The organism is Alterinioella nitratireducens, assembly GCF_013155465.1.
GTDB classification, from domain to species: domain Bacteria; phylum Pseudomonadota; class Alphaproteobacteria; order Rhodobacterales; family Rhodobacteraceae; genus Alterinioella; species Alterinioella nitratireducens.
Genome location: NZ_JABJVX010000005.1, coordinates 100,874 through 124,183 on the forward strand (window position 1 = coordinate 100,874; position 23,310 = coordinate 124,183).

General features: G+C 66.9%; 20 protein-coding genes. 11 read left to right on the top strand and 9 right to left on the bottom strand.

Features of this window, described 5'->3' with window-relative positions:
* Window positions 1-25: 25 nt before the first annotated feature.
* The 11 genes from HNS34_RS10220 (at window position 26) to HNS34_RS10270 (ending at window position 13,183) form a co-directional block, all read left to right on the top strand.
* On the top strand, window positions 26-823 hold the full coding sequence (locus HNS34_RS10220; protein ID WP_172319967.1) for a metallophosphoesterase: 798 nt from the start codon (window positions 26-28) through the stop codon (window positions 821-823).
* A 57-nt stretch (window positions 824-880) separates the two neighbouring features.
* On the top strand, window positions 881-1,678 hold the full coding sequence (locus tag HNS34_RS10225) for an Ldh family oxidoreductase (RefSeq protein ID WP_172319968.1): 798 nt from the start codon (window positions 881-883) through the stop codon (window positions 1,676-1,678).
* A 27-nt stretch (window positions 1,679-1,705) separates the two neighbouring features.
* Window positions 1,706-2,674, top strand: a complete 969-nt coding sequence (locus tag HNS34_RS10230; RefSeq protein WP_172319969.1) for a LysR family transcriptional regulator — start codon at window positions 1,706-1,708, stop codon at window positions 2,672-2,674.
* 508 nt (window positions 2,675-3,182) lie between these two features.
* Window positions 3,183-5,126: an acetate--CoA ligase gene (gene acs / locus HNS34_RS10235; protein WP_172319970.1), complete on the top strand. Its 1,944-nt coding sequence runs from the start codon at window positions 3,183-3,185 to the stop codon at window positions 5,124-5,126.
* Between the two features lie 3 nt (window positions 5,127-5,129).
* Window positions 5,130-5,816, top strand: coding sequence for an adenylate kinase (locus HNS34_RS10240; RefSeq protein WP_172319971.1), 687 nt, complete (start codon window positions 5,130-5,132; stop codon window positions 5,814-5,816).
* A 109-nt stretch (window positions 5,817-5,925) separates the two neighbouring features.
* The gene (locus tag HNS34_RS10245) at window positions 5,926-6,186 is read left to right on the top strand and encodes a DUF4212 domain-containing protein (RefSeq protein ID WP_172319972.1); all 261 of its coding nucleotides are present in this window, start codon (window positions 5,926-5,928) and stop codon (window positions 6,184-6,186) included.
* Between the two features lie 12 nt (window positions 6,187-6,198).
* Window positions 6,199-7,968 carry a sodium:solute symporter family protein gene (locus tag HNS34_RS10250; RefSeq protein WP_172319973.1) on the top strand — a complete coding sequence of 590 codons (1,770 nt, stop codon included), beginning with the start codon at window positions 6,199-6,201 and terminating at the stop codon, window positions 7,966-7,968.
* A gap of 118 nt (window positions 7,969-8,086) precedes the next feature.
* Window positions 8,087-9,901 (top strand): DUF294 nucleotidyltransferase-like domain-containing protein, encoded by a 1,815-nt coding sequence (locus HNS34_RS10255; protein WP_172319974.1) that lies wholly within the window; start codon window positions 8,087-8,089, stop codon window positions 9,899-9,901.
* A gap of 17 nt (window positions 9,902-9,918) precedes the next feature.
* A complete protein-coding gene (locus HNS34_RS10260) occupies window positions 9,919-10,440 on the top strand; it encodes a hypothetical protein (protein WP_172319975.1) in 522 nt (173 codons plus the stop codon).
* A 15-nt stretch (window positions 10,441-10,455) separates the two neighbouring features.
* The gene (locus tag HNS34_RS10265; RefSeq protein ID WP_172319976.1) at window positions 10,456-12,462 is read left to right on the top strand and encodes a 3'-5' exonuclease; all 2,007 of its coding nucleotides are present in this window, start codon (window positions 10,456-10,458) and stop codon (window positions 12,460-12,462) included.
* Between the two features lie 28 nt (window positions 12,463-12,490).
* Entirely contained in the window at window positions 12,491-13,183 is a 693-nt protein-coding gene (locus HNS34_RS10270; protein WP_172319977.1) for a GntR family transcriptional regulator, read from the top strand.
* Here HNS34_RS10270 and HNS34_RS10275 read toward each other — a convergent pair.
* The 9 genes from HNS34_RS10275 to HNS34_RS10315 all read right to left on the bottom strand — a co-directional run bounded on the left by HNS34_RS10275 (window position 13,180) and on the right by HNS34_RS10315 (window position 23,280).
* On the bottom strand, window positions 13,180-13,647 hold the full coding sequence (locus HNS34_RS10275; protein ID WP_172319978.1) for a hypothetical protein: 468 nt from the start codon (window positions 13,645-13,647) through the stop codon (window positions 13,180-13,182). The genes HNS34_RS10270 and HNS34_RS10275 overlap by 4 nt on opposite strands.
* Window positions 13,648-13,833: 186 nt before the next feature.
* On the bottom strand, window positions 13,834-15,282 hold the full coding sequence (locus HNS34_RS10280) for an NAD-dependent succinate-semialdehyde dehydrogenase (RefSeq protein WP_172319979.1): 1,449 nt from the start codon (window positions 15,280-15,282) through the stop codon (window positions 13,834-13,836).
* Window positions 15,279-16,271, bottom strand: a complete 993-nt coding sequence (locus HNS34_RS10285; protein WP_172319980.1) for a type I glyceraldehyde-3-phosphate dehydrogenase — start codon at window positions 16,269-16,271, stop codon at window positions 15,279-15,281. The genes HNS34_RS10280 and HNS34_RS10285 overlap by 4 nt, the downstream gene beginning before the upstream one ends.
* 90 nt (window positions 16,272-16,361) lie before the next feature.
* Window positions 16,362-18,281, bottom strand: a complete 1,920-nt coding sequence (locus HNS34_RS10290) for a beta-galactosidase (RefSeq protein WP_172319981.1) — start codon at window positions 18,279-18,281, stop codon at window positions 16,362-16,364.
* The gene (locus HNS34_RS10295; protein ID WP_172319982.1) at window positions 18,278-19,117 is read right to left on the bottom strand and encodes an SMP-30/gluconolactonase/LRE family protein; all 840 of its coding nucleotides are present in this window, start codon (window positions 19,115-19,117) and stop codon (window positions 18,278-18,280) included. Before HNS34_RS10295 ends, HNS34_RS10290 begins: the two co-directional genes overlap by 4 nt.
* A complete protein-coding gene (locus tag HNS34_RS10300; protein ID WP_172319983.1) occupies window positions 19,114-19,719 on the bottom strand; it encodes a 2-dehydro-3-deoxy-6-phosphogalactonate aldolase in 606 nt (201 codons plus the stop codon). Before HNS34_RS10300 ends, HNS34_RS10295 begins: the two co-directional genes overlap by 4 nt.
* Window positions 19,716-20,621 carry a 2-dehydro-3-deoxygalactonokinase gene (locus HNS34_RS10305; protein WP_172319984.1) on the bottom strand — a complete coding sequence of 302 codons (906 nt, stop codon included), beginning with the start codon at window positions 20,619-20,621 and terminating at the stop codon, window positions 19,716-19,718. Before HNS34_RS10305 ends, HNS34_RS10300 begins: the two co-directional genes overlap by 4 nt.
* Window positions 20,622-20,626: 5 nt before the next feature.
* Window positions 20,627-21,394: an SDR family NAD(P)-dependent oxidoreductase gene (locus HNS34_RS10310; protein WP_172319985.1), complete on the bottom strand. Its 768-nt coding sequence runs from the start codon at window positions 21,392-21,394 to the stop codon at window positions 20,627-20,629.
* A 173-nt stretch (window positions 21,395-21,567) separates the two neighbouring features.
* The gene (locus HNS34_RS10315) at window positions 21,568-23,280 is read right to left on the bottom strand and encodes an IlvD/Edd family dehydratase (protein WP_328700508.1); all 1,713 of its coding nucleotides are present in this window, start codon (window positions 23,278-23,280) and stop codon (window positions 21,568-21,570) included.
* Window positions 23,281-23,310 lie beyond the last annotated feature (30 nt).

Below are 23,310 nucleotides of genomic sequence, written 5' to 3' on the forward strand. Positions count from 1 at the left end.
CAAGCGGCCAGCGCAAGTGACACCCATGATCCGAAATCTGCGCTCCATCCTGGCCCGGCCCCGCACCGTGACGCCAAGTCCCGAGGCGCAGGTGAACCTTCCGCGCCCTCTGGACCCGGTCTATGCCGTGGGTGACGTCCATGGCCGCGCCGACCTGCTGGAACGCGCGCTTGACCTCATCGACGCCCATGTCGGCCGGGTCGGCGCGCGCAACCCGCAGGTGGTCTTTGTCGGCGATTACATCGACCACGGCCCCGACAGCGCCGCCGTTCTGGCCCGCGTGCGCGAACTGGCCGAAGAACTGCCCGACAACGTGACCGGGCTGATGGGCAACCACGAACGGATGCTGCTGGATTTCCTCGCCGATCCCGTCACGCGCGGGCCGCGCTGGTTGCGCACCGGCGCGCATGACACGCTGGACAGCTACGGGTTACACAGCAGCCAGCTCTTGCCCGGTGCCGCCCCCGATGCGCTGCGCGCCACCGCCGAGGGGCTGCGCGCCAAGATGGGGGCCGGGATGCTGGACTGGCTGGCGAACCTGCCGCTCTCGTGGTCCTCGGGCAACCTCTGGGCGGTCCATGCCGCCGCCGATCCGCAACACCCGATGGACCACCAATCGCCACGCGTCCTGCTCTGGGGGCACCCCGAATTCGAGACCCGGCCCCGCGCCGACGGGCTTTGGGTCGTGCATGGCCACACGCCGATGGACGCGCCCGTGACCGAGGATGGCCGCATCGGCATCGACACCGGCGCCTGGGAGACGGGGACGCTGACCACGGTTGCGATCCTGCCCGACGGCCAAGTCGAATTTCTCTATACCTGAGCACCCGCGCCCCCTTTTGATTGACAGCGCGGAAGCTGCGGTGACACATATTCGCCCATGAATGAGTTGCTCAGCCTAGACGATGTCGAAACCCTCGCCCGCGACATCCTGATCCGCGCGGGCACGTCCCGCCCCAATGCCGCCATCGCCGCCCGGAGCCTGCGTCAGGCCGAACGCGACGGGCAGCACGCGGCGGGGTTGGGCGCGCTTCCCGATATTGTCGAACATCTGCGCTGTGGCCGCCTCAATGGCCAGGCGGTCCCGGCCCTGACTCAGGTGACGCCAAGCTGCCTTCAGGTCGACGCGGGTGACGGGTTTGCCTGCCCCGCGATCGAGGCGGGGTGGCTACCCTTCCTCGCCGCCGCGCGCCGCCACGGCATCGCGATCCTCACGATCCGCAACGCCTATCCGATGACCCTGCCCGCGCTGGTCGCCGAGAACATCGCCGGGGCCGGTCTGATCGGGCTGTGCATGGCGACGACGCGGGTTTCGCTGGCGGATGGGGCCGACACAGCCCTGCCGCGTCACATGGCACTGGCCCTGCCGGGGGCGGGCAACCCGGCGACGATCCTGCAAGACAGTGCCGCAGATGGCAGCGTCCTGGCCGCCCTCATCCAGACCCTCGCCACCGGCGCGCTGGACGAGGCCGCGCGCGGCGATTTCACCGGCCCGCTCGGCGGTCCGTTGCGCGCCGGTCACGCCCTGATCGCCATCGCGCCCGAGGTGCTGAACACCGATCTTGCCGCGCCCCGCGCTTGCGCCCATGCCGTCCGCCGGCAGGAAACCCGCAGCCGGTCCGAGGCCACCGGCATCGCCATTCCGGCCCGCCTTCTGGAAACCATCATCAACGCCTGATCCCGCGCCCAAGGACGCCACACCGCCATGCCGGGAATACTCAAAGGCGTTTCGATCCGCGGGCTGGAGGTGTTCGAGGCCATGGCCGAGACCGGCTCGGTCGGCGAGGTCGCAAAGCGCCTGGGGATGAGCGCGCCCGCCGTCTCGCAACAGCTCAAGAACCTTACTACCGCCGTGGGTGCGCCGCTGATCGACCAGGGCCGCCGCCCGATGGTGCTGACGCCCGCCGGTCGCCAGTTCCTGCATCATGTCGAGGTCGCGCTGGGGGCGCTGCGCCACGGCCAGCGCGACCTGGTCGCCCCCGATCTCAGCCAGGTCTCCTCGCTGCGCATGGGCGTGATCGAGGATTTCGAGAACGAGGTCACGCCGCTTCTGGCCACGCGGCTGGCCGAGACCATGCAGCATTGCGAGTTCCGCCTGCATACCGGGGCCAGCCACGTTCTGCTGAACCAGGTCGCGGGTGGTGAGCTGGACATCGCGATCTGCGCCGCCGGCCGCAGCACGCCCGCGGGCGCCGTCGCGCATCCGCTGCTGGAGGATCCCTATATCCTCGCCGTGCCGCATGGCACCGATATGGGCGGCGGGCTGAAGGCGCTGGATCATCTGCGCCTCCTGCGCCGCGATCAGGCCCAGGTGATGGGCCAGCAGATCGAGGAGGTGCTGACCCGCCAGGGCCTGACTCCGCCGAATTGGTTCGAGCTGGACTCGAACCAGTCGATCAGCGCGCTGGTCGCGGGCGGCACCGGCTGGACCATCACCACCCCGCTCAGCCTGTTGCGCGCGGGCCGGTTCCGCGACGCCATCGACGCGCATCCCCTGCCCTTCCAGGGCTTCTCCCGCCGCATCGTGCTTTACTCCGGGCCGGATTGGGCGGGCGAGGTTCCGGGCCAGATCGCGGGCCTCGCGCGCGACCTGATCGAAACCCATTTCACCCGCCCCGGCCTTGCCCAGATGCCCTGGCTGGAGGGCAGTTTCCGCAGCCTCGACCCGGCCTGACCCCCGCAAAACCGTCGATCTGAAAAGAAAACGACGCAGCTTTTCTCAATCCGCCCCGAAACGACCCTGCGCAATATCCAGATAAACAACGCTTTTGCAGATACAGTTGTAAATTTATTGACCACATTCGCCTTCCGCGCGAAACTCCGTGACAGGATCGTGACGCTGCGTAACGCCCCCCATTCCCCAATGCCCCACTCTCTGCAAATTTGACAGCAGGGAGTCGGGCCCATCGCGGCCCTCATGTCATCGACCACCGGAACGCACGGGGGCGGCCTCGATCCGCCGCAAGCCACCGGGCAGGCGATGAAACGGTTGGGGAGGCCAGCCAGGAATATCCGCCCGCTTGGGCGAGACGGAAAAGCGCGGAGGCGGCAGACCTGCCGCGCCGTTTGAACTGTGCAAGGCGCGGGACGCGTGACCGGCGAAGGGCTCTTCGCGGATCAGCACCCGGTTCGACGCGCCGATTGCCTGGGATGAGGAACCGGACTGAACGAGGGGGACTACCTTGCCCGACACGACCAAAAAGACGCCCGCCCTGCTGACAGGCGCCCATATCGACTCCGCCAAATACGACGAGATGTATGCCGCCTCGATCAACGACCCCGAAGGCTTCTGGCGCGAGCATGGCCAGCGCATCGACTGGATCAAGCCCTACACGAAGGTCAAGGACACCTCCTTCGCGCATGACGACGTGCATGTGAAATGGTACGAGGACGGCACGCTGAACGTCGCCGCCAACTGCATCGACCGCCACCTTGCCACGCGCGGCGACCAGACCGCGATCATCTGGGAACCGGATGAGCCCGGCGATGACGCGCTGCACATCACCTATAACGAGCTGGCCGAAAAGGTCGGCACCTTCGCCAATGTCCTCAAGGATCTGGGCGTCGAGAAAGGCGACCGCGTCGTCCTCTACCTGCCGATGATCCCCGAGGCCGCCTATGCCATGCTGGCCTGCGCCCGGATCGGGGCGGTCCATTCCATCGTCTTCGCGGGCTTCTCGCCCGACGCGCTGGCCGCGCGCATCAACGGCTCGGGCGCCAAGCTGGTGATCACCTCGGACGGCGCGCCGCGCGGGGGCCGGGTGACGGAACTCAAGGACAACGTCAACAAGGCGCTCCTGCACAACGTGATCGACACCAAATGCCTGGTGGTCAAGCGCACCGGCGGCCAGGTCGCCTGGGTCGGCGGGCGCGATGTCTGGTATGACGATGTCGCCGAACGTGTCGGCGCCGATTGCCCGCCCGAGGAAATGAACGCCGAAGATCCGCTTTTCATCCTCTACACCTCCGGCTCCACCGGCCAGCCCAAGGGCGTGGTGCATTCCACCGGCGGCTACCTCGTCTATGCCTCGATGACGCATGAATATGTCTTCGACTACCACGAGGGCGATGTGTTCTGGTGCACGGCGGATGTCGGCTGGGTCACCGGCCACAGCTATATCGTCTACGGGCCGCTGGCCAATGGCGCGACCACGCTGATGTTCGAGGGCGTGCCGACCTACCCCGATGCGGGCCGGTTCTGGGCCGTCTGCGAAAAGCACAAGGTGAACCAGTTCTACACCGCGCCGACCGCCATTCGCGCGCTGATGGGCAAGGGCCCGGAGCCGGTCGAGAAGCACGACCTGTCCAGCCTCAAGCTGCTCGGCACCGTGGGCGAGCCGATCAACCCCGAGGCCTGGAACTGGTACAACACCCATGTCGGCAAGGGCAGATGCCCCATCGTCGACACCTGGTGGCAGACCGAGACCGGCGGCCACATGATGACGGCACTGCCCGGCGCGCATGAGCTGAAACCGGGGGCGGCGCAAAAGCCGTTCTTCGGGGTCAAGCCGCTGGTGCTGGAACCGACGACGGGCGAGGTGATCGAGGGCAACGATGTCGAGGGCGTACTGGTGCTGGCCGATAGCTGGCCGGGTCAGATGCGCACCGTCTATGGCGATCATGACCGGTTCGTGAAAACCTATTTCTCGGACTACAAGGGCTATTACTTCTCCGGCGACGGCTGCAAGCGCGACGCCGATGGCGATTACTGGATCACAGGCCGCGTCGATGACGTGATCAACGTCTCCGGCCACCGCATGGGCACGGCCGAGGTCGAATCCGCCCTGGTCGCGCATGAAACCGTCTCCGAGGCCGCCGTGGTCGGCTACCCGCACCCGATCAAGGGCCAGGGCATCTATTGCTACGTCACGCTGATGAATGACGAGACGCCTTCGGACGACCTCAAGAAAACCCTCTCCGACTGGGTCCGCAACGAGATCGGCCCGATCGCCAAGCCCGACGTGATCCAATGGGCCCCCGGCCTGCCCAAGACCCGCTCGGGCAAGATCATGCGCCGCATCCTGCGCAAGATCGCCGAGAACGACACCGGCTCGCTCGGCGATACCTCGACGCTGGCCGATCCGTCCGTGGTCGATGACCTGATCGCCAACCGCGCGGAAGGATAGGACATGGACGCCGAGACCCAGACACATCCCGTCAACCTGATCCTGCTCGGGCCTCCGGGCGCGGGCAAGGGCACCCAGGCGCGGATGCTTACCGAGGCGTTTGGCCTGGTCCAGCTTTCGACCGGCGACCTGCTGCGCGAGGCGGTGGCCCAGGGCACGCCCGCGGGCAAGGTCGCCAAGCAGGTGATGGCGGAAGGGCAGCTTGTCTCGGACGAGATCGTGCTGGCCATACTCAAGGACCGCCTTGATCAGCCCGACACCGGCAAGGGCATCATCCTCGACGGCTTTCCCCGCACGGAAGGACAGGCCGAGGCGCTGGACGCGCTGATGCTGGACCGCGGCGCGCCGATCAGCGCCGTGATCAGCCTTGAGGTCGATGACGAGGCCATGGTCGGCCGCATCGCGGGCCGCTACACCTGCGCCGAATGCGGCGAGGGCTATCACGACGACAACAAGCCCCCCGCCAGCGAGGGCGTCTGCGACAAATGCGGATCGACCCAGTTCACCCGCCGCCCCGACGACAACGCCGAGACCGTGCGCACGCGGCTCGGTGCCTATCACATGCAGACCGCGCCGCTGATCGACTATTACGCGCTGCGCGGAAACCTCAAGCCCGTCCCGGCCATGGCGCCGATCGACGATGTTGCGGAGAAGCTGACCCAGATCGTCAAGGAGGTCTCGGACGGCTGACCCGCTTTCAAGAAGCCGATGCCCGCGGGAAACGGGCACCGGCGACGTTCCGGCCCTGGCACGCTTTCCATCACCCGCCGGGGGACCAAAACAAAAGGGAGACTACCTCATGGCAGAGACGCCATCAAACAACGAGTACTGGGCGGCCAATATCCGCCTCGTCACCATTTGCCTGATAATCTGGGCCTTGGTGTCGTTCGGCTTCGGTATCCTGTTGCGCCCGATGCTCTCCGGCATCGCGGTCGGCGGCACCGATCTGGGCTTCTGGTTTGCCCAACAGGGCTCCATCCTCGTCTTTCTGGCGCTGATCTTCTTCTATGCCTGGCGCATGAACAAGCTCGACCGCCAGTATGGCGTCGACGAAGAATAAGGGGCGGAGATTATGGATCAATATACCCTCAACCTGCTGTTCGTGGGCGCGACCTTCGCGCTCTACATCGGCATCGCGATCTGGGCCCGTGCCGGGTCCACGTCCGAATTCTACGCCGCCAACCGCGGCATTCACCCCGTCACCAACGGCATGGCCACGGCGGCCGACTGGATGTCGGCGGCCTCGTTCATCTCGATGGCCGGTCTCATCGCCTTCACCGGCTATGACAACAGCTCGTTCCTGATGGGCTGGACCGGCGGCTACGTGCTGCTGGCGCTGCTGCTCGCGCCCTACCTGCGCAAGTTCGGCAAATTCACCGTGCCGGAGTTTATCGGCGACCGCTTCTACAGCCCGACCGCCCGCATGGTGGCCGTGGTCTGCCTGATCGTGGCCTCGGTGACCTACGTTATCGGCCAGATGACCGGCGTCGGCGTGGCCTTCTCGCGCTTCCTGGAAGTGTCGAACTTCTGGGGCCTGATGATCGGTGCCGCGGTTGTGTTCTGCTACGCGGTTCTGGGTGGCATGAAGGGCGTGACCTATACGCAGGTTGCCCAGTATATCGTTCTGATCACCGCCTACACGATTCCGGCCGTGTTCATCTCGCTGCAACTGACCGGCAACCCGATCCCCGCGCTCGGCCTGTTCTCGGATCACACCGCAAGCGGCGTGCCGCTTCTGGAGCGTCTGGACCAGGTGGTGCAGGATCTCGGCTTTGCCGAATACACCGCCGCGCAGGGCTCGACCCTGAACATGGTGCTCTTCACCCTGTCGCTGATGATCGGCACGGCCGGTTTGCCGCATGTCATCATCCGCTTCTTCACGGTGCCCCGCGTCGCCGATGCCCGCTGGTCCGCCGGTTGGGCGCTGGTCTTCATCGCGCTGCTCTACCTGACGGCCCCCGCCGTTGGCGCAATGGCGCGTCTGAACCTGATCGACACGGTCTACCCGAACGGGACCGCCGAGGAACCGATCGCCTATGATGAGCGTCCCGAATGGATGCGCAACTGGGAGATCACCGGCCTGCTGACCTTCAACGACGCCAATGATGACGGGTTGATCCAGTGGTACAATGACGGCTCGGCAAGCTTCGCCGATACCGCCGAAGCGCGTGGCTGGGAAGGCTCCGAACTGACCGTGAACCGCGACATCCTGGTGCTGGCCAACCCCGAGATCGCCAACCTTCCCGGTTGGGTGATCGCGCTGGTGGCTGCCGGTGGTCTGGCAGCGGCGCTGTCCACGGCTGCGGGTCTGCTCCTGGCCATCTCGGGTGCCATCAGTCACGACCTGATCAAGGGTCAGCTCAATCCGAACATCTCGGAAAAGGGTGAACTGATGTGGGCCCGTATCGCGATGGCCGGTGCCATCGTGGTGGCGACCTACCTGGGTCTGAACCCGCCGGGCTTCGCGGCGCAAACCGTGGCCCTGGCCTTCGGTCTGGCGGCGGCGTCGATCTTCCCGGCGCTGATGATGGGCATCTTCTCCAAGCGCGTGAACAACAAGGGCGCGGTCTGGGGGATGCTGGCAGGTCTGATCGTGACCCTGCTCTACATCTTCCTGCACAAGGGCTGGTTCTTCATCCCCGGCACCGCCAGCTTCGATGACGCCGACCCGCTTCTCGGGCCGATCAAGTCGACCTCGTTCGGTGCCATCGGCGCGCTGATCAACTTCGGTGTGGCCTATATCGTGTCCAACGCGACCGAGGAGCCGCCGCAGGAGATCGTCGACCTGGTCGAGAGCATCCGCGTGCCGCGTGGCGCGGGTGCGGCAGCCGCCGACCACTGAGATGCGCAATGATCCGGGGGCCGCGCCACCATGCGGCCCCCGGAACCCCAAGACCGGCGCATCCTGAGACCCTCGGGATGCGCCGTTTTCCATTTCTTGCCTGATCCGGGACCGATCCATGCCGCTGCCCATCGCCGACATCCTCGCCCGGACGCACCCATATGACAGTCTCGACGCCGATGCGCTGCGCGATCTGGTCGCCCATGTCGGCGAGGCGCGCTTCGAGGCCGATCAACAGATCTATGCCCATGGCGACCGGCTGCCCGCGCTCTACCTGATTGCCGAGGGCCGGGTCGAGGTCAGCGACGAGGCCGGGTCCGTCCTGTCGCAGCTCGGCCCCGGCAATTCCTTCGGCGAACGCGGCCTCTTGCGCGACGGCACCGCCGCGACCTCGGCGCGCGCCACCAACGCGACGGCCCTCCTGTCGATCCCCGCCGATGTGTTCACCGCGCTGGTCGCCGACCATCCAGGTATCGCGCGCTTCTTCGACCGCAGCCGCCCCGCCCGCGCCAAGCGCCAGGACCTGACCACCATGTCGCTGGCCGATGTGATGACCCGCGATCCCCTGACCTGTACGCCCGACACCGCGATCCGGGCCGCCGCGGGCCGGATGCGCGACAACTCCGTTTCCTCGCTGATGGTGATGCGGGACGCGAAGCTTGCCGGTATCCTGACCACCCGCGACCTGACCAACCGCGCCGTCGCGGAAGGGCTGCCGCCCGAGACACCCGTGGCGCAGGTGATGACCCCCGATCCGGTCACCCTGCCGCCCTCGGCGCTGGTCTCGGACGTGCTGCACCGGATGGTGGAACGCCACATCACCCATATGCCCGTGGTCGAGGCGGGCCGCCTTGTCGGCATCCTGACCCAGACCGACCTGACCCGGTTCCAGGCGCAATCCTCGGCCGCGATGATCGGCGAGATCGCGGATGCGTCCTCAATCAAGGATCTCGCGCGGGTCGTCCACGCCATCCCGCAGCTTCTGGTGCAACTGGTCGGCGGTCATAACGCGCACCAGGTCGTCACCCGCCTGATCACCGACATCTGCGACGCCACCACCCGCCGCTTGCTGGCGATGGCCGAAGAGAGGCTCGGCCCCCCGCCGGTGCCCTATCTGTGGCTGGCCTGTGGCAGCCAAGGGCGCCAGGAACAGACCGGCGTTTCGGACCAGGACAACTGCCTGATCCTCCATGACGACATGACCCCCGCGCATGACGCCTATTTCAAGTCGCTGGCCAGGATCGTCTCGGACGGGCTGGATGCCTGCGGCTATTTCTACTGCCCCGGCGACATGATGGCGACGGCGGATCGCTGGCGCCAACCCCTGCGCGTCTGGCGCGAGTATTTCGAGGGCTGGATCGCCTCGCCCGACCCCGAGGCGCAGATGCTGGCCAGCGTCATGTTCGACCTGCGCCCCATCGGCGGCGATGAGAGCCTCTTTGACGGCCTGCAGGATGAGACCTTGCGCCAGGCCTCGGAAAACTCGATCTTCGTGGCGCATATGGTCTCCAACTCGCTCAAGCATCAGCCGCCGCTCGGCCTCTTTCGCGGTTTCGCCACGATCCGCTCGGGCGAGAACAAGAACAGCGTCGACCTGAAACATAACGGCGTCGTGCCGATCGTCGATCTGGGCCGCATCTACGCCCTGCGCGGGCGCCACCGCGCCGCCAATACCCGCGCAAGGCTGGAGGCTGCGATCACCGGCGGGCAGGTCTCGCCCACCGGCGGGCGCGACCTGCTGGACGCCTATGACATGATCGCCGATATCCGCCTCGCGCATCAGGCCGCGCAGATCAGGCGCGGCGAGACGCCCGACAATTTCATGACCCCCACCGACCTTTCCGATTTCGAGCGCAGCCACCTGCGCGACGCCTTCGTGGTGGTCAAGACGATGCAATCCGCCGCCGGCCAGGGCCGCGGCATCCTCAGCTAGACGCGGAAGGAACGCGCATGTTCTTCACCCTCATTGCCGTTTTCATCGCCGGGATCGGCGGCGCGGGGCTTGCCATGCTCCTGCGCATGACCTTCCGGGGACGCCTGCCCGCCTGGATCACGCCCCTCTTCGCGGGCGGGGCCATGATCGCGGCGACGGTCTCGACCGAATATACCTGGTTCGACAACCAGGTCGGCAACCTGCCCGAGGGGATGGAGGTCATCGTTTCGCGCGAACACACCGCCTGGTACCAGCCCTGGACCTTTGTGCGCCCCTATGTAAACGGCTTCATCGCGCTCGACCGCGCCTCGATCCGCATGAATGACGCGCTACCCGGCGTGCAGCTGGTCAACCTCTATGTCTATGGCCGGTGGGCCGCGATCACCGAGGTGCCGATGGCCGTCGATTGCGAGGCGGGCCGCCAGATGACCCTGATCGACCAGCCCGACCTGACCGAAGCGGCGCTTGGCGAGGACGCGCGCTGGAACGCCATGCCCGAAGGCGACCCGCTGCGCGCGGCCCTCTGCGACGAGGCATAACCGAAAGGCCGCCCGATGCTCACCCATCTCAGCCTCCGCCTGCGCATCTTCCTCTTTTTCGCGCTGCTGGCGCTTGGCGGGGCGGCGCTGGTGGTGGGCGGCATGGTGCTCGGCTACATGCGGCTCGGCGATCCCGACGCCCTGCCCGCGTTCATCGTCGCGGGGCTGGTGGCATCGCTGGCCATTATCGGGCTGACAACCTGGGTCTGGGTCAAGTTCGACGAACATGTCGCCCGCCCGGTCGAGCAGCTGGCCGCCGAGATGCGGGCCCGCGCCCATGCCGATGTGGAAACCGGCATCGACCACGCACCCGCGCGCTATCTGGGCGATCTGGCCCCCGCCGCCGCCGCCGTCGCCGATCACCTGACCGAAACCCGCAACGCCATGGCGATGGAGGTGGGCCGCGAAACCGCCAAGCTGTCGCGCGAAAAGGCCCGGCTCGAGGCGCTCTTGGCAGGCTCGCCCGATGGCGTCCTCTTCTGCACGCCCGAGCATAATATCGCGCTTTACAATGCGCAGGCGGGCCGGGTTCTGGGCGATACCGAGGCACTCTCCCTCAACCGTCCGCTCTCGGACCTGCTGCTGCCAGGCCCGATCCTGCAAGCCTATGACCGGCTGCGCGACCCCGCAACGGCCGAGGACCGCGCCGACATCCTCTGCGCCACCGTCGAGGGCACCCGCCTTTTGGAGGCGCGCCTGCACCTGATGCACCTTGAGGGCCAGGAAACCGAGGCCCCCGGCTATGTCCTGCGCCTGCGCGACCAGGGCCGCGGCCTTCTGGTGCAGGCGCAACGCGCGCATCTTCTGAACGACCTGCTGGAAGGCGTGACCGAGGCGCTGCCGACCCTCCCCGACTCCGCCCGCGCCGACCTCACCGCGCTGACCGCCCGCATTCGCCGCGAGAAATCCGAGACCGACGCCAAGTGGTGGCCGCTGGAGGCGCTGCCCGCCCAGACCCTGGCCACCGGGTTGCGCGCACGGCTCGCCCGCAAGGACTTCCCCCTGACCGATGACATCGCCGATCTGCGGATGCGCTTTGACGGCTTCGCGGCGGTGCGCCTGCTGGAACAACTGGCGCTGGCTTGGGCGGGCGCGGGCGCGACCGGCTTTCACCTCTCGGTTTCCATCGCCGATTCCATGACCGCGATGGTCACGCTTTCGGCCACCGGCCCCACGCCCACGCCGGACAAGATCGCCCAGTGGCTCGCCGCGCCGCTGACCCCTGGCTTTACTCGCTTCTCGGGCCGCGACGTGGTGCTGTTCCACGGCACCCGCGTCACGGTCGAGCCCGCCTCGGATGGCCGCGCCTCGCTGCGCTTCCCCCTGCGCCTGTCGCTTTCGGGCAGCCGGACCGGCCCCGCCGCGATGCGCTACGATTTCGACCTGCTCCATGCCCGCCTGCCCGATCAGCTATCGGAAGCGCGCCTGCGCCAGCTCGATTTCGTGATCTTCGACACCGAGACCACCGGCCTCAACCCGCAGGTGGACGAGATCTGCCAGATCGCCGCCGTGCGCGTCGTCAATGGCAAGCTGCAACCGGGCGAGCGTTTCGACCTGCTCGTCAATCCGGGCCGCAAGATCCCGCCCGCCTCGACCGCCGTGCATCATGTCACCAACGAGATGGTGGCCGACGCGCCGGACGTCTCGCAGGCCCTCACCCGGTTCCACCGCTTCGCGGGCGGCTGTCCGCTGGTGGCCCATAACGCGCCTTTCGACATGGCCTTCCTGCAACGCCGCGAATCCGAGATCGGCCTGCGCTTTGATCAGCCGATCCTCGATACAGTGCTTTTGTCGGCCATCCTCTTCGGCGGGTCGGCGGAACATACCCTCGATGCGCTCTGCGACCGTCTGGCCATTGGCATTCCCGAACAGGACCGCCATACAGCCATCGGGGACGCAATCGCCACGGCGACGGCCTTTGCCAAGATGATCCCGATGATGGAGGCGGCAAGCCTGCCGACATTGGGCCAGGCCATCGCGGCCTTCGACCGGCACGCCAGGTTGATCCGTCACCTGAACTGACCGCCCCTTGAGGACGAGGATACCCGATATGGCCCGTGAGCCGCTCTACAAAAAGGCCGAAGCCGAGATGCTGCGCCGGATCAGGTCCGGCACATGGCCCGAGGGGATGCGCCTCGGCAATGAATTCGAGCTGGCCGAGGAGTTTGGCGTCAGCCAGGGCACCATGCGCCGCGCGCTGATGACGCTGGAGGGCATGGGGCACCTGCACCGCAAGCCCGGTCGCGGCACCATCGTCGCGCGCCCCGCCGCCCCCGTAACCGACGCCCCGGACATCGACCGTCTGCGCGGCCCGGATGGCGCGGCCCTGGATTTGGAGGTCTTCCGCAGCCGCCATGCCACCCGCGGTCCGGACGCAGGCGAACACGCGCTTTTCGGCCCCGGTCGGCTGCATGACTATGCCCGCACGCTGAAATCCGGCGGTGCCCGCTTCGCGCTGGAGGAGTTGCACATCCCCGTTTCGATTGCGCCCGAGGCGTCGGAAGACCTGCCCGCCGATCTGGCCGACATCCTTGACGCGCTTGGGCTGACGGCCTCCCGCGTCGAGGACAGGCTGCACGCCGAGGAAACCAGCATGTCCGACGCCGTGGCCCTCTCGGTCGACCGCCACACCGCGCTTTTGTGCCTGACCCGCGTGGCCTACGACAGCTACGGCGCTGCGATCATCCGGCAGGTGCTGCGCATGGCAGGGCCTGCCGGCTACGGCGTGACGCTTGGCGGTTAGCGCGCCTGACCCATCAAGGCGTTCATGACCTCCGGCTCATCCATCAGCGCCAGGAATTCCGGCGTCACCATCTTCGATGTCGAATAGGACAGCGACCCGCATTCGGAGGATGCGGCAAAGACCACATCCGACATCATCACCTCCGGCACATTCGCGCCCAGGTCCAGCAGCGTGGTGATTTCTGTCGCGCTGATCTCCTCCAGCGCGGTGATATAGTCCTCCAGCATGTCCGGCCCGCCACCCTCTTCCAGCCGGGCCATGAAACAGCGCCGGTTGTCGCTGAAATCGGGCGCGTCCTCGGGCGGTGTCAGGATCGGCACGAAGCGGGGGTCGATCGAGGCATAGAAGGCGAGGCTCTGCGCCTCCATCGCCGCGACGGCATCGGCCAGCCGCGCCTCCTGGTCGGCGGTCTGCGCCAGCGCGGGCGCGGTCATCAGCGCGAGGGCAAGGAACGGGCGGAACATGGCGGTCTCCTGACGATGCGGACGGGTCTGCATCCTCCCTCCGCGCCGCGCGCCGATCAAGACGTCGCGCAGGTCATCCGGCGATCGAGGCGGCGCCCCGCCGACACTGGCGTAGGGTGGGCAGTTCTGCCCACCAACCGCCGCCAAAAAACGGACAAACCTGTCAGAAATACCCGACTACCCCGGTCAAATCCCGTCGATGCAGACGTATTTCGTATCGAGGTAATCCTCCAGCCCCTGGCTGCCGCCCTCCTTGCCCATCCCGCTTTCCTTGACGCCCCCGAACGGGGCCTCAACCGTGGTGATCAGGCCCGAGTTGATGCCGATCATGCCATAATCCAGCCCCTCGTTCAGACGGAAGGCGCGCCCCAGATCTTGTGAATAGGCATAGCAGGCCAAACCAAACTCGGTGTCGTTGGCCAGCTTGATGACCTCCTCCTCGCTGTCGAAGCGGAAGACCGGGGCAAGGGGGCCGAAGATCTCTTCCCTGGCGAACATCATGGCCTGCGTCGCGGCGGTGATGATCGTCGGCTTGAAGAAGCTGCCGCCCTTGTCATGCCGCGCGCCGCCGGTGACGACCTCGCCGCCCTTCTGCCTGGCGTCCGAGATGAATTCTTCAACCTTTTCAACGGCATTCATGTCGACCATCGGCCCCTGATCGACGCCCTCCTCCAGCCCGTTGCCGACCTTCAGCGCTTCGGTCTTCTCCACCAGCCTGGCCACGAAGGCATCGTGAATCCCCGCCTGGACATAGAGCCGGTTGGCACAGACACAGGTCTGCCCCGCATTGCGGAATTTCGACGCCATCGCGCCCTCGACGGCCTTGTCCAGATCGGCGTCGTCGAACACGATAAAGGGCGCGTTGCCACCAAGCTCCATCGAAACTTTCTTAACAGTATCAGCGCTTTGGCGGATCAGCTCCTTGCCCACCTCGGTCGAGCCGGTGAAGGTGATCTTGCGCACGGCGGGGCTGTCCATCATCGCGCCCGCGATCTTGCGGGCGGACCCCGTGACCACGTTCAAGACGCCCTTCGGGAAGCCGACCTCCTCGGCCAGCGCGGCCCAGGCCAGCCCCGAATAGGGCGTCGCGGTCGCGGGTTTGGCCACCACGGTGCAGCCCACGGACAGCGCCGGTCCGATCTTGCGCGCCAGCATCGAGGAGGGAAAATTCCACGGCGTGATCATGCCGACGACGCCCACGGGATGGCGCGTCACCAGGATGCGGCGGCCATTGACGCCTGCCGGAACGATCTCGCCCTTGGCGCGGCGGGCTTCCTCGGCGAACCATCTAATGTATTGCGCACCAATGGTAATTTCGCCCTTCGCCTCGGCCAGCGGCTTGCCCATCTCGACCGTCAGAAGCTCGGCCAGGTCATCGGCATTGTCCATCAGGGCATCGTGCAGCTTCCACAGCAGACCGACGCGGGACATCAGGTCCATCGCGGCGAAATCGGGAAAGGCGGCCTGCGCCGCGTCAATCGCGCGCGCGGTCTCGGCCCCGCCCGCGTTCGGAACCGTGCCGATCACGTCGCCGGTGGCCGGGTTGGTCACGTCGATGGTTTCGCCGCTATCGGCACCCACCCACTGACCATTGATGAAATTGCCCTCACGCAACCAGGTGTTGTATCCGCTCATGTCATCTCTCCCATGATCTTGGCCACATCCAGCATCCTGCAGGAAAAGCCCCATTCATTGTCATACCAGCCGAAGACGCGCAGCATGCCGCCCTTTGACCGCTTGATCTCAGGCCCCGCCACGATCAGCGATTCCGGCCTTTGCCGCAGGTCCGACGACACCAGCGGCTTGTCGGTATAGCCGATCACGCCGCCCGCGCGGGCCAGATGCGCGCGCACATCCTCTGCCTGCGGCCTGTCGCGCAGGATCACCGCCAGATCGACGCAGGACACGGAGGCCGAGGGCACCCGCACGGCGGACCCGGTGATGCGCCCGGCCAGATGCGGCAGCACGACATCGACCAGTTGCTCGGCGCTGGTGGTCGTCGGCACCATCGACAGCGCGGCGGCGCGGCTGCGGGCGGGGTTGGCCATCGGCATGTCAACGGTCGGCTGGCTGCCTGTGTAGCAATGCACCGTCGTCATCAGCGCGGTTTCCAGGCCCCAGGCATCATCCAGCACGCGGGCCAGCGGGGCCAGCGCGTTGGTGGTGCAGGAGGCGTTCGAGACGATGCGATGTGCAGGTGTCAGCTTCTCGTCATTCGCGCCAAGCACGACGGTCAGGTCGGCATCCGTTTCAGGCCCCGAGACCAGCACCCGCGCCGCGCCCGCCGCCAGCCCCTGCTCCGCAATCGCACGATCCGTGGCGCGTCCGGTGCATTCCATCAGGATATCGACGCCGGTGAGGTTCAGTTGCGCCAGGTCGGGCTGTTGCGTGAAGGGGATGCGGTGGCCCGCGGCGATCATGGCACCGGGCTCGACCTCGACGCCACCGGGGAAGGGCCCGAAAACGCTATCATATTCAAAGAGGTAGGCGCAGGTCTCCAAGGGCGCGATATCGTTCACGCCGACAATCTCGACCTCGGGCCAGGCGTCAGAGATCAGCCAGGCGCGCAGCACCGACCGGCCGATCCGCCCGAACCCGTTGATGACAACCCTGATCTTCGCCACGTGACTGCCCCCGAGGATGACCGCAGCGCAGTGATGCCTGCCGCCCGAGGAAGGTGCAACCCGCGATCGTCGCGGACCGCGCGGGAGCCTTCAGTTGCCCTGCCGCGCGCCTGCGCCCGACCAGTGAACGCCCGCGGCGGGCAGCAGGTGGCCCTGGAACTCCACCGGATCGGGGCCGTGGTTGAACAGGAACACGCGCCCGCCCGCCTGCCTGCGCCGCACGCCCTCGGGCATCTCCAGCGCGGTAAGGCCCGCATCGGTCAGCAGGCGGGTCAGGATGCAGCCGAGGAAACCCGCGTCGGGCCAGCCACCGAGGTAATAGCGGCCGTTTTCGCCCATGATGACGGCCTCTCCATCGGCGGTGGTCATCTGCACCGGGGCGGAGCCTTCCAGGATTTCGCGCCAGCCGGTGATGTGGCCCAGATGCGCCGAGGGGATGGGCATGTCGGGCCGCAGGCTTTCCACCCGCGCGACGGTCACGTCGAGGCCGGGAATGGCGGGCGGCAGCGGGACGGGGATGGACATCTCTGCCGTCTTGCAATTGGTGCGGGGGCCGAACATCGCCTGCGCGCCGCTGGCCGTGATGGCGTCGAACAGGCGCGGCGGCACGCATTCCAGCCCCGGCACCAGGACGAGGTTGTAGCCGCCCAGATCCGCGCAATCCGGCGGCACGATGTCGATGGATTGGCCCAGTTTGCGCAGTCCGCGATAGATCTCGAAGACCAGCCGGAAGTAGTCCAAGCCCTTGCCCTGCGGCTGCACCGCCCACGACCAGGCGGAGGCATAGTTGAAGACCAGCGCGACGGGGGCCTGGCCGGCCTCGACCTCAGGCAGATCGGCCAGTTCCGACGCGACCTCTGCCGCCTCGTGGAAGGCGGGGGCCGGGGCGCTGTCGGGGCGCAGCATCCCGGCGTGCATCTGCTCCTGCGCGAAGGGGGCCTGCCGCCAGCGGAACCAGGCGACGCATTCGGCACCGTGGGCAAAGGCCTCCCACGCCCAGAACCGGGCCATGCCGGGCAGTGGCGCGGGGTTGTGCGGGGCCCAGTTCACCGGGCCGGGCTGTTGTTCCATCACCCACCAACGCCCGTGTCCGACCGTCCGATAGAGATCGTGATGAAACGCCTGGAAATCCGGGTCGCCCTGGCGGGCGTAGCGGCGTTTGTGCGCCGCGTCGTCCTCCAGCCGGTCCTCAAGGAAGCCAAGCGGATAGCTGTCCCAGGTGGCGATCTCCATCTGGCGGCCAAGCGCGTAATGGTCGAATTCGGTGATCCGGCCCATGTAGTTATGGCTGATCGGCGCATCGGAATGGGCGCGGATGGCAGCGACCTGGGGGGCGTTGAACCGCGCCACCTGGTCCGAGCAGAAGCGGCGGAAGGCCAGCGCATGGGCGGGGTTGGGTTCGGTCACGGTCAGGTTGGGCAGGTCTATGTCGTCGAAACTGTCATAGTCCATCGACCAGAACACATTGCCCCAGGCCCGGTTCAGCGCGTCCGGCGACTGGTAACGTTGCGCGCACCAGTCGCGGAAGGCGCGGGTGGCGGCATCGGAATAGGAGATCACCGTGTCATGGCAGCCATATTCGTTATCGGTCTGCCACGCCGCGACATGGGGGTTGCGCCCATATCGCTCGGCCAGCAGGCGGGCGATGCGCACGGCCTCCTCGCGGTAGCCATCATGGCTGAAGCAGTAATGTCGCCGCGATCCGAACTTGCGCGGGTGGCCCATCGCGTCGATGGCCAGCATGTCGGGGTGACGCGCCAGCATCCAGCGCGGCGGCGTCGCGGTCGGCGTGCCGAGCACGACCTTCAACCCTGCCGCGCCGAGCGTGTCGATCGCCCGGTCCAGCCAGTCGAAGCGCAGATCGCCGGGGGCGGGTTCCAGCCGCGACCAGGCGAACTCGCCGATGCGCACCCAGGTCAGGCCGATCCCGGCCATGCGCGCGGCATCTTCGGCCCATTGCGCCTCGGGCCAATGTTCGGGGTAGTAGCAAGTCCCAAGCGTGCGTTTCACAAGATCACCCGGTGTTCTTTCTGCCCCTCGGCCACGTCGCGCGCGACGAAGACCTGTCCTGCCAGCGGCTCCCGCGCCATGCGGTCCGCGCCCATCCCCTGCCGCGCCGTGGTGATGTAGAGGTCACACCCGCCGAAGGCCGGACAGGAGGGTTGGCTGGTGGGCAGGGTCACGTCGCGCAGTCGGGTGCCATCGGGGCCGTAGCAACGGACGCGGGCGCTGCCCCATTCGGCGCACCAGAAATTGCCCCCCGCGTCGATCACCGCGCCGTCGGGGTTGGGGCCATCGGGGCCGTGCTCCAGGTAGATCTCAGGGTCGCCCTCGGGCCAGCCCTGTTCGCCCAAGCGCTGCCGCCAGACGGTGCCGCGCCCGGTGTCGGCGAAATGGGCGTGGGTGCCATCGGGGCTGAAACAGATCGCGTTGGTGATGGTGATCTTGTCGAAAAGCCTGCGGGTCTCGCCGCGATGATAGCGGTAAATCGCACCGGCCTCGGGTTCCGCATGTTTGCCCATGGTGCCAATCCAGAACCCGCCCCAGGGGTCGGCGCGGCCATCGTTGGAGCGCGTTACCGGGTTGTCGGCCTCCAGCGGCGCGATCTGTTCCTGCCTGCCGGTTTCAAGGTCGAAGCGGATCAGGTCGCGTTCGGTGGCGATCAGAAGCATCGTGTCATCAATCCACCCGGCGGCGGAAACGTGGCGGTCGAATTGCCATTCGCGGCCCTGCGTCAGCAGCCGTTTGCCGGTGATGTCAAACCAGTAGAGCCGGTTGAGAGACGGATGCCAGAGCGGCCCCTCGCCGAGGTCGCATGTGCGGGGGTCGAAGACGTTTACCTTCATCCGGCGGCCTCATCGAAGGCGGCGACGATCGTGTTGGCGCGCGCCGTGACCTCATCCACTGACAGGCCGGGCGTGTAGAGCGCGGTGCCGATGCCGAAGCCGCTGACGCCCGCGCGCCACCAGTCGGCGAAGTTCTCGGCCCCCGCGCCACCGACCGCGAAAACCTCGCAATCGGGCGGCAGCACCGCGCGCATCGCCTTGACGCCAGCGGGCCCGATCAGGCTGGCAGGGAAGATCTTGAGGCCGTCGGCCCCGGCCTGAAGGGCGGCGAAACACTCGGTCGGGGTCATCACACCGGGCCAGCTTTGCAGGCCCCGCCGCCTGGTCTCGGCGATTACGTCACGGTCCATGTTGGGCGAGACGATGAGCTTGCCGCCCGCCTCCGCAACGCGGGCCACATCCTCCACGCTCAACACCGTGCCAGCCCCGATCAGCGCCTCCTCCCCATGCGCGTTGGCCATTGCGGCGATGCTCTCGAACGGGTCGGGCGAGTTCAGCGGCACCTCGATCCGGGTGATGCCAGCGGCGATCAGCGCGGCGCAGGTGGGTTTGGCCTCGGCGGGTGTGATCCCGCGCAGGATGGCGATCAGGGGGCGGCTCATGCTTGTCCCTCCTTCAGGATGCGATAGGCGCGGCGCAGGCCGTTCAGCGTCAGGGCGTCGCCCTCGACCGTTTTGGCCATCGCGCCTTGCGAGGTGAGGGCGCGGGCGTAGAGCGCCGACAGCGCGGGCGCGCCGCAGATCAGGATGTCGCGGCCCAACCAATAGGGGCGCGTCGCGGCAAGCTCGGCCCCGATGAGAAGCCCGGAGAGGCGCCCGCGCGCCTGCGCCGCGTCCTGGTCGGTCAACAGGTCGCCCGCGCGGATACCAAAGAGCGCATGGGCCAGTTTCTCGGGCCGCGACAGGGTTTCCGAAAGCGCGGCGTCGAAAGCATCGGCATCGGGCGCATCGGCCTTGACCGAATGGCGCAGGACGGATTGGTCCGAGAGCAGCGCGAAAAGCTCGCCGGTCATCACGGTCTGGAAACTGACGACCTCCCCGGCGCTGATATGGGCCCATTTGGTGTGGGTGCCGGGCAGGCAGATGACACCGTCGAAATCGGGCGCCTCCGTCAGCGCGCCGAGGATCTGGGTCTCCTCGCCGCGCATCACATCGGGTGGGGCGGCTTGGGAAAGTCCCGGCAAGATCAACACATTGAGGCGGGGATCGGTGGTGGGCGCGGCTGTCAGGCCGGTCTCGGCGGGCTTGCAGGGGACCGGTTGATAGGCGGCCTCACACCAGCCCTGACGGGCACCGACCATACCGCAGGCCAGAACCGTGACGGGGCTATCGCCAAGCCAGGGCCCGATCAGCCGCAGCAGCGCGGGCTCGAACCCGTCACGATCCAGCCCGCCCATGCCGTCACCGGATTGCGCGCGGTCCAGCACCTCGCCGCCCGGCCCCATCGCCCATGCGCGCAGCTGCGAGGTGCCCCAATCCACCGCGATCCAGTCGAGAGAGTCCATGTCGTTCACCCCGTCGTGACCACGCCGCCATCTATGACAAGCATTTGACCTGTCATCATTTTCGACGTGTTCGAGGCCAGGAACAAGACGCCGCCGACGATATCCGCAGGCTCCAGCGTGTCCTTGAGGCATTGCCGCGCGACATGGGCCTCCAGCGCGTCGGGCGTGACCCAGAGGTCCTTTTGCTTCTGCGTCAGAACCCACCCCGGCGCCAGCGCGTTGACGCGGATGCGGTCGGGGCCGAATTCGCGGGCGAGGCTGCGGGTCATCGCGGTGATCGCCCCGTTCGCCGTGGTGTAGGCGGGATAGCCGGCGTTGCCCATCATGTAGGAGATCGAGGAAAAGTTGATGATCGCGCCGCCGCCCGCCGCTTTCATGCCCGGCATGACGGCCTGGCAGGCGAAGAAATATGCCTTGAGATTAATGGCTTGCATCCAATCCCAGAACTCCTCGGTGACGTCCTGCGCAGAATGGCGCTTGTCATTCGCCGCGTTGTTCACCAGCGCGGTGATGGGGCCATGGGCCTTGGCGGCCTGGTCCATGCAGGATTTCAAGAGGTCGATATTGGTGATGTCGCATTGCAGGAAGAGCGGCCGGTTGCCGGTCTTCTTCTCCATTTCCTCAACGAATTCAGAGGCATCCGAGCGCTGCACGAAGGCCACTTTCGCCCCTTGGCGCAGGAAGCCTTCGGTCAGGTCGGCCCCGATGCCGGAGCCGCCGCCGGTGATGAAGACGGAGGCCCCGTCAAGGTCTGGATAGGTCGGGTCGGTCATCTCATTCCTCCTCGAAAGTCGCCATGCACCATGCGTACACCCCCCGATGCACCCCCTGTGCAGACATGAGCCTGTTTCGCCGCGCCTTCGGCGCGTCGACCGGTTGGGGGGCCAGCCCCCCAAACCCCCCGGGATATTTTCGGAACAAAGAAGAGGGGCGGGGCGGGGCGGGGTCAATGGCTTTCGCGTGTCACGGGGCGTGTGTCCTTGCCAACGAGGAAGTCCAGATCGGCCCCCCTGTCTGCCTGCAAGACGGTATCGACATAGAGCCTGGCATAGCCCCGGTCATAGCGCGGCGGGTCGGGGGCCCATGCGGCGCGGCGGGTCGCTAGCTCCTCGTCGCTGACCAGCAGATCGAGCGTGCCGGTCTTGGCCGAGATGCGGATGCGGTCGCCGGTCTGCACCAGCGCCAGGGGTCCGCCCGCGTTGGCCTCGGGCGCGACATGCAAGATGACGGTGCCATAGGCGGTGCCGGACATGCGGGCATCCGACACGCGCACCATGTCGCGCACGCCCTGTTTCACCAGCCGCGCCGGGATCGGCATGTTGCCGACCTCGGGCATGCCGGGATAGCCCTTGGGGCCGCAGCCTTTCAGGACCAGGATCGTGTCCGGCGTCACGGGCAGGTCATCGCGGTCGATATTGGCCTTGAGATCCTCGATACTCTCGAAGACATAGGCTTCGGCCTCGTGCTCCAGCAGCGCCTCGGTGGCGGCGGAGGGCTTCACGATGGCCCCGTCGGGGGCGAGGTTGCCGCGCAGCACGCGCAACCCGGCGGCAGGTTTCAGGGGGTCGTCGAAGGGGCGGATCACGTCGCGGTTCCAGCATTCGGCACCGTCGGCATAGGCCGCGATGTCACCGCCGAGGACGGTCCGGGAGGCGCGGAGGAGGTCGCCCAGTTCCTTGAGCACCACGGGCATGCCGCCCGCGTAGCAGAAATCCTCCATCAGGTATCTGCCCGAGGGCATGCAGTTGACCAGGAGGGGAATGTCGCCGCCGATCTCGAAATCCTTGAGGGTCAGATCGACCCCGACCCGGCCCGCCAGCGCCAGAAGATGCACCACGGCATTGGTCGAGCCACCGACGGCGGCATTGGCGAGGATCGCGTTTTCAAATGCGGCGCGGGTCAGGATGTCGGAGGGTTTGAGGTCTTCATCCACCATTTCCACGATACGCTTGCCGGTCAGATGGGCCAGCGCCATGCGGCGGGCATCGACGGCGGGCAGGGCGGCGTTGGTGGGCAGGCACAGGCCCATCGCCTCGACGATTGAGGCCATGGTGGAGGCGGTGCCCATGGTCATGCAGACACCCTTGGAGCGGCTCATGCCGGATTCGGCGGCCATGAAATCCTTGAGCGTCATGTCGCCCGCGCGCACGGCCTCGGAAAACTTCCACACATCCGTGCCCGAGCCGATATCGTTGCCCTGCCACTTGCCGTTCAGCATCGGGCCGGAGCTGACCACGATGGCGGGCAGATCGACGGAGGCCGCCCCCATCAACTGACCCGGCGTGGTCTTGTCGCAGCCGCCAAGCAGCACGACGCCGTCGATGCCATAGGCGCGGATCGATTCCTCGACATCCATCGCCAGCAGGTTGCGAAACAGCATCGCGGTGGGTTTCATCTGGGTCTCGCCCAGGCTCATCACCGGGAATTCGACGGGGAAACCACCGGCCTCCCAGACGCCGCGCTTGACGCCCTCGGCAAGCTCGCGCAGGCCGGAATTGCACGGCGTCAGTTCCGACCAGGTATTGCAGATGCCGATGACGGGCCGCCCGTCGAAGGCGTGATCGGGAAAGCCCTGGTTCTTCATCCAGGAGCGGTGGATGAAGCCGTCCTTGTCGGATTTGCCGTACCAGGCCTGGCTTCTGCGGGGTTTTTTGGTCACTGTTGGAACGCCTCCGGCGGGAGTATTTTT

Excerpts from the sequence above, each read along its gene's own strand:
- HNS34_RS10220 (WP_172319967.1), top strand. The coding sequence starts at position 26 with ATGATCCGAAATCTGCGCTCCATCCTGGCCCGGCCCCGCACCGTGACG.
- HNS34_RS10225 (WP_172319968.1), top strand. The coding sequence starts at position 881 with ATGAATGAGTTGCTCAGCCTAGACGATGTCGAAACCCTCGCCCGCGAC.
- HNS34_RS10230 (WP_172319969.1), top strand. The coding sequence starts at position 1,706 with ATGCCGGGAATACTCAAAGGCGTTTCGATCCGCGGGCTGGAGGTGTTC.
- HNS34_RS10240 (WP_172319971.1), top strand. The coding sequence starts at position 5,130 with ATGGACGCCGAGACCCAGACACATCCCGTCAACCTGATCCTGCTCGGG.
- HNS34_RS10245 (WP_172319972.1), top strand. The coding sequence starts at position 5,926 with ATGGCAGAGACGCCATCAAACAACGAGTACTGGGCGGCCAATATCCGC.
- HNS34_RS10250 (WP_172319973.1), top strand. The coding sequence starts at position 6,199 with ATGGATCAATATACCCTCAACCTGCTGTTCGTGGGCGCGACCTTCGCG.
- HNS34_RS10255 (WP_172319974.1), top strand. The coding sequence starts at position 8,087 with ATGCCGCTGCCCATCGCCGACATCCTCGCCCGGACGCACCCATATGAC.
- HNS34_RS10260 (WP_172319975.1), top strand. The coding sequence starts at position 9,919 with ATGTTCTTCACCCTCATTGCCGTTTTCATCGCCGGGATCGGCGGCGCG.
- HNS34_RS10265 (WP_172319976.1), top strand. The coding sequence starts at position 10,456 with ATGCTCACCCATCTCAGCCTCCGCCTGCGCATCTTCCTCTTTTTCGCG.
- HNS34_RS10270 (WP_172319977.1), top strand. The coding sequence starts at position 12,491 with ATGGCCCGTGAGCCGCTCTACAAAAAGGCCGAAGCCGAGATGCTGCGC.
- HNS34_RS10275 (WP_172319978.1), bottom strand. The coding sequence starts at position 13,647 with ATGTTCCGCCCGTTCCTTGCCCTCGCGCTGATGACCGCGCCCGCGCTG.
- HNS34_RS10280 (WP_172319979.1), bottom strand. The coding sequence starts at position 15,282 with ATGAGCGGATACAACACCTGGTTGCGTGAGGGCAATTTCATCAATGGT.
- HNS34_RS10295 (WP_172319982.1), bottom strand. The coding sequence starts at position 19,117 with ATGAAGGTAAACGTCTTCGACCCCCGCACATGCGACCTCGGCGAGGGG.
- HNS34_RS10300 (WP_172319983.1), bottom strand. The coding sequence starts at position 19,719 with ATGAGCCGCCCCCTGATCGCCATCCTGCGCGGGATCACACCCGCCGAG.
- HNS34_RS10305 (WP_172319984.1), bottom strand. The coding sequence starts at position 20,621 with ATGGACTCTCTCGACTGGATCGCGGTGGATTGGGGCACCTCGCAGCTG.
- HNS34_RS10310 (WP_172319985.1), bottom strand. The coding sequence starts at position 21,394 with ATGACCGACCCGACCTATCCAGACCTTGACGGGGCCTCCGTCTTCATC.